We start from the raw sequence: 5,921 nt of genomic DNA on the forward strand, positions 1-5,921 counted from the left end.
TATGTATAGGGGTGAAGAGGTAGTTATTGTACACTCTATTTTGCCAGTATGTCGCTTGATTTTAAGAGTATTTACTTCGTTATCTTTATGTTCAGAATATTCGTGATAGCAGTTATTTGCAGGCAAAGGTTCTGCTGGAACTATTATTTCCGGTAATTCTACAAAGTTATAAGGGGCGACAGCACGGCGTTCATCTTGTACTTGGTCTATATGCTTTGGAATCATGATTAATTTTTCTTAGTAGTTAAATCAACAAGGCGGCTGAGGTGGATACGAGCTACTCCGTCATTGTCATAGGTAATGTAGTGATGGACGAGTAAGCGCACTGGACGATGTAGCTTCTGTTTATTCTTACTGAAGTAATCTTCTTTTACAGATATAGGAACAGCATATTTCAATCCTTGAGAACCATCGGAGAGTAAAGTAAATCCATTTTTTTCTCCATCTTCCCCATTTTTTCCGTTTTCTTTTTGAGTCCCCCAGAGAATTTGTCTTTCTGGGATGTTGTCTGTGTCTGGATTATCTTGGACTAGACGCGAGCGCAATTTTTCACCAGTCCGCCAAAGCAACACCTCACCGTTTTGACCAAAGACACGGCATTGCTGAAGGGTGAGTAATCGTAGCGATGGAAATTCTACTTTAAAATCAGACTTGTGAAACACCTTTTCAGCCGTAGTTAGACGATCGTTATCGAAACGACCCCAAATTAGGCCGTCCTCAGCATGAGCTAGCAGATAGTTGAGTTTCCAATTGCTTGCTTGCTCCTCTAACCAAGAAACAAGTGTTCCATCGTCTACAATCCCATCAACAGAAAGTTTCTGGCATAACACTTCGCTCATGCTGCCACCTCTCCAGAGAAATCACTTACAAATGTTTCTAAAGCATCGGCATCAGCTTCACTCACCTGGAGACGTTCCCCGTCTTGAGAGATTGTCCAGGTTTGTATTGCCTCTCCTGGAATCTGTCGAGTCATCGTTGCTTCGAGTCCCTGCAACCGTCCCCGTCCGATGCTGCTTTCTCCGCCTACAGGTAAGTCACTTGTCCACAAGTCTTTGAGTAATAGGAGTAGCAACCCAATCTCAGCATTCCTTGGCTGACGCAACTCTAGTTCCAAAGTTAGGCGTGTTTCATCACTACCAAATATCGGCTGTTCGCTGAACAATGCACCGTGGTAAGCGCCACCAGTGAAGCGATCGATAGCGATTCGATTTTGCACCAAGTCAGCCCAATGTTCGATGACGCTTTCATGTACCACCAGGCGGCTTGCTTTTGCTTGTTTGCTGTCCTCTTCCACAAAGCCGAATAACTCCTTGACAATTGCCTGGTGTTTCCCCAAAGTGTTGACAATGCGCTCGGCTCGATGCCGCAAAACTCCTGCCAAACTAGTACCAGACAGCACAGGTTTGAGTTGACCGTCTCGATGCGATCGCAAATGCACAACATCAGGAGCGCAACCACTGGAGTCTTGACCAGAGCGAATGAGTAAGGGACTTGCTAGTTGAAAGATAGCTTGGATGGAGAAGCGATCGCGCTTATCTTGTGCACTTATATCTAGCTGAATTCCAGCTTTCTCAAATGCTTCTTGAATTGATGGATAAGTTGGGTAATTGGGAAATAATCCTGTACACCAATGTTCAAAATTTAACCAAGCTGTGCGATCGTCTGAGTCTTCAAGATTAAAATACCAAACTTGCCATTCTTTGACGTGACAGCGACCAAAACCGCGCCGCTTTTTCATGCCAAGGCTGATTTCACCTTGTTGTAAACCGGAAAGTGCGACTGCCAACTCACCAATCAATATATTTTCATTTTTATCTTGTTCATCTATTAACAACTCAAAGCAAAGGTTAAACTTAGTTCCTGCTTCTAGCAATTCCAAATCATACTTAGCTCCTTTTTCTGCTGTTCCCGTTATACTTTTAATTTTTACTCCATCTCTTAATTCAGCTTTTAGGTTGTCGCTGCTGATAGAATCATAAACAATTAACGGACTTTGCTCTCCATCTCGCTCATCCCGCTGACAGCCGAATAACTGAGACTCATCAAGAGCATTGTAGCCTCTATATTCGCGCACGTAGTTTCGCAATGCACCTGCAATAGATGCACCCGTAAGTAAGGCTTTATTTTCGAGGCTATCTCGCACTAACATCAAATCAATCAAACCATCATTATCTCCGCTACTGAGACAAGTTGACGTGTCTAGCATCAATGCTCCGCGTACAATAATACGCCTAACAATATGTCTCTGATATTGTCGTTTCAGCCGTTCCATAGGCATTAAATTTCTTCCTTAATTGCTCTTTTAGCTACTGCCATAATGAGACGTAGCGTATATTCAATGACAAGAGGATTTTCAGAATTATCAGTTAATCCTTGTTTTATCTCAGGTGTTATTATTACTTCTAATTCTTGTAAACCTTGTGGCTTTATTATCCATGCCAATGGATTGTTCATCCAAAAAACGACCTTACTATGCAAACTATCTCCATTTTTCATTTTTGTATTTTGAAACTGCTCTCTAGCATTTTTAGTTAAATTATCTGAATTTAGTAAATTTTCAACGGGTGAAAAAGTACCCGTTATTAATCCCTCTCTTGCTGCCAGCCATAATCGTGACAGTTGACTGTTAGATATGGCATCTAAGTTGGCTATATAGGTATCGCTTTCTCCCAATTTTTTAATTAACTTTTTTTCTAACCTCTGACGCAGTATTCTTGTTGCCATTAAAGTGGCAATAGGGCGTGATGGTTCTTCTATTGACGGCTGAACCATATTATTTTTTTGTGGTTTGGTTGCCTGCAATTCTTCTTCATATAACCAATTAACAGCTACTCTGCCAAAGCCTTCATTGCGTCGATCGCCAATTCCATAAAATTCAAGGTACTGGATTTCCTCTGAAGTTAAACCAATCCCTTCAAAAACTATAACGCTTCCGGCTGATAAAGCAGGAGTTTGAGGTAATGGTAGCCCCCATTTACGATTAAAACCGCCAATTAAAGTGCTGCCGCTATAGATGATTACTGATTTCGGTGTTTGTAGTGCTGTATGTAATGTTTCTTCAACGGCTGGTTTAATTAAGTTGGCATCTGCAATAGCTTGTCCCCATTCATCTCGTAAAATAGTATCGCTTAAAAGAGTAATAGTTAGTTTTTTATCGTTAGCTCTGTTTTCAAATGGAATTTCTATTTCACACCAATTATCACCTACAATTTTGATGTCCTTATCCTTAATCTGGGTTTTGCCATAGCCGGCACTTTGAGAACCACCTAACCAGATATTTGTAGAGTTTTGTATTAGTTGCTGAAGTATATCTAATAAATCCTTGTCTTGGCATAAGATGACAGCTTGAAATGTTTGCTCTGCATCTAGAGCCTCATAGCGAAATATTTCTCCTTGCTCTTTAATTCCTTTTCCTTTCTTGCGGTTACGAAAGTTGTGAATGTTAATGCGTCTATTTTCAGAATATAGAACAACAGATTTGTCACAGACACTACAAAATCCTTGCTCTACTCTTTTTGGTGTGATGTCTTCATCTCGCAATTCATATTCAATCGCTCGATCGTAAATTCGCATAGAACCACGCTCATCTACTTCTGGTAATTTTTCATCTTTATCCTTAAACCAAGATAGAGGTACTGGTAACGTGCGTTTACCGTCTTTACTCAGTAGATAAGCATTCAGGTAAAGAGTCTTAGTCTCATCAAAGAATAGTTTTCTAACTGTGACATCGTTTATATCGAGTTCCGAAAGTTTGTGATGTCGGAGATAACGACCTATTACGGCTCCTCGAATCATGCTGCCGGGAATGTATGAATAGGAAACATCGCTGTTTGGATCTCCCTGAAATGAAGTAGCAAGTATTGGTTCTATTGCGTGAAGTGAAAAAATAATTCCTTTCATACACTTACCTCTTTTACAGTGCCAAAAAAATTGCTTAATTCTGCTGTGACATCGTTTTCTGTATTGTTAAAAAGCCTGCACTGTACGTGGCCTCTACCTCGATTTCTTCCACTACCTAAATATCGCAGTGAGAGTGCGCCAACTGCTAAAAGCGACAACATCTCATTCTTTTCTATCAATACATCTTCTATTTCTGCTTTTTCAGACTCAAAAATCAAGTCAGAAGTATAATCAAGCTGACGCATGACAACTCGAAAAGAACGCAAACTTCCCTTATCTGGTGTTCCATCTAGTTGAATAGCTGTCTGACGGCGAATTGTTGTTAAAGCATCTAGCACCTCAGTTTTAGTTAATTTATTTTCTTGATGAATTTGGTAAGCAACAGCTTGACGCAAATCTTTTGGCAACATCGCATCTCCCACATGAATAGATGCCATTGTGTTCAGGCTACTACCGGGAGAACCAAACACCGCACAAGCAACTTTTTGCCATCGATCGCGGATGTTACCCGCAGGTAAAATAGCAATTAAATTATCACATTCTTCACTGAGTAATCCTTTAAGCGTGCGTCCTCGCAGATAAGGGAAACCGTCGCGATCATGTTCTACTTCTGAGTCGATTAAACCTGCAACACCATCCCCTCGTCCAAAAGTAGTATCACTCAGCAGTCTGATTTTCAGGTGATATAAGCTCATCAGATTCTTCTCCCAGTGAAATGTAAAATTCCATTGCTTCAATGGCATCAAAGTAACCGCAAACTCCATCCAGCCATCCATCTTGAGCTAACTTTTTAGAACGACCGCTGAAGTCGGGAATTAATGGTAAAGGTTGCAATCTATAACCATTTATAAATTCTTTAGTTGCACCTGAACCTTTTCGTAAAATCTCCCGAAGGTTAATTACTTTGTTACGGCGTTCTTTCCAGTAACTTCCTTCTTTGTTAAATTCTTTAACTACTGTTGTAAACCCTTCCCAGGTATGCCAATCACTTGGATGCTGTTCTAGGCGCACTGGTCGCATTTCCAAATGTGCTATTTTGGAGAATTCAGGAATTTTGACATGATACTCTCGTTCGCGAATTTCTTGAATTGAACCCGATAACCCACTAGCAGCAATATGCCAATCTAATGCGGCAAAGTTTTCCTCTTTTTTTTGTTGGACATACCGCTTTGCTTCCCGACAAAGAGCTTCACTAAGTTCGTAGGAACGAACAAAGGGATAGTGGGTTTTGACAATACTAATTCCAGCACATGCTTTTAATGTCTCACCGTCTGCTATTGGCTGTTTTTGTAATTTTTGAAGGTAAAGTGCTGCTAGCTCAATTCCCAACCGTCCATCGCAAACAAAAGTGACATCATCACCACCATAAACAATAGGACGAAACGGCAAGAAGTTATCTTTTATTTCAAACTGTTTTTTAACTTTCTTCTTGCCCTGTTCATCAGGCTGAATGGATTTAACCAGTATCTTTGCTACTTCTTTAAGAGCATTGATACCAGCTTGATTTACACTTTCTGAGAGACTCCGCAGATCGTTAATGTATTCGCGATCGCATTTCCCTTCACCAATTTTCTGAAAGCGTTTGCCCATACTATTACCATCAGCATGAACAATGGCAAGATAACTACTTTCACCTTCCGTGCGTCCAAAGTCATCAAAATCGAGCGCGATTTTATACTCTTTGAGTATTTCTGGCTGAAAAATTTCCTTCTTTAAGTTTACATTAGCATCGTTAACAACTTGAAGTTTTGCACCTGTTTCCCTGGAAACTAAGTAAGGCTTACTTTCTTCGGGCATTTTATATTTAGGTTCATCACTTCTCCCAATAGCTGGTAACTGAGTTGAATTACAAGTAGTAGTGACTCCTAACCCTAGCAATGGGGCAGAAGGGATTCTGCCGTACTTTTTCCGCTCTAGCTCATTTTTCATCAATTCTTGAACAACTTCATACAGAGAGCCAGCGTCCCATTCAAATTTTCCATGAGCTACAACTAGATTTACTCCAGGTGCATCGTGTAAAA

General features: G+C 40.5%; 5 protein-coding genes and 1 pseudogene. All 6 read right to left on the bottom strand.

The genetic code is table 11. From position 1 onward, the window contains the following. Window positions 1–225: pseudogene (locus V6C93_RS24320) on the bottom strand (hypothetical protein); the annotation flags it as partial. Between the two features lie 2 nt (window positions 226–227). Then, entirely contained in the window at window positions 228–839 is a 612-nt protein-coding gene (gene csx19 / locus V6C93_RS24325) for a type III-D CRISPR-associated protein Csx19 (RefSeq protein WP_333479255.1), read from the bottom strand. Next, entirely contained in the window at window positions 836–2,278 is a 1,443-nt protein-coding gene (locus tag V6C93_RS24330) for an RAMP superfamily CRISPR-associated protein (RefSeq protein WP_333479256.1), read from the bottom strand. Before V6C93_RS24330 ends, csx19 begins: the two co-directional genes overlap by 4 nt. Next, the gene (locus V6C93_RS24335) at window positions 2,278–3,900 is read right to left on the bottom strand and encodes an RAMP superfamily CRISPR-associated protein (RefSeq protein ID WP_333479257.1); all 1,623 of its coding nucleotides are present in this window, start codon (window positions 3,898–3,900) and stop codon (window positions 2,278–2,280) included. Before V6C93_RS24335 ends, V6C93_RS24330 begins: the two co-directional genes overlap by 1 nt. Further along, window positions 3,897–4,595, bottom strand: coding sequence for an RAMP superfamily CRISPR-associated protein (locus tag V6C93_RS24340; protein WP_333479258.1), 699 nt, complete (start codon window positions 4,593–4,595; stop codon window positions 3,897–3,899). Before V6C93_RS24340 ends, V6C93_RS24335 begins: the two co-directional genes overlap by 4 nt. Continuing rightward, the coding region (locus tag V6C93_RS38960) for a Cas10/Cmr2 second palm domain-containing protein (RefSeq protein ID WP_333479259.1) at window positions 4,558–5,921 on the bottom strand (1,364 nt) is incomplete at its 5' end. The genes V6C93_RS24340 and V6C93_RS38960, both read right to left, overlap by 38 nt.

It is taken from the genome of Allocoleopsis sp., assembly GCF_036703385.1.
GTDB lineage: Bacteria > Cyanobacteriota > Cyanobacteriia > Cyanobacteriales > Coleofasciculaceae > Allocoleopsis.

Coding starts and splice junctions, on each gene's coding strand:
- csx19 (WP_333479255.1), bottom strand. CDS start 839: ATGAGCGAAGTGTTATGCCAGAAACTTTCTGTTGATGGGATTGTAGAC.
- V6C93_RS24330 (WP_333479256.1), bottom strand. CDS start 2,278: ATGCCTATGGAACGGCTGAAACGACAATATCAGAGACATATTGTTAGG.
- V6C93_RS24335 (WP_333479257.1), bottom strand. CDS start 3,900: ATGAAAGGAATTATTTTTTCACTTCACGCAATAGAACCAATACTTGCT.
- V6C93_RS24340 (WP_333479258.1), bottom strand. CDS start 4,595: ATGAGCTTATATCACCTGAAAATCAGACTGCTGAGTGATACTACTTTT.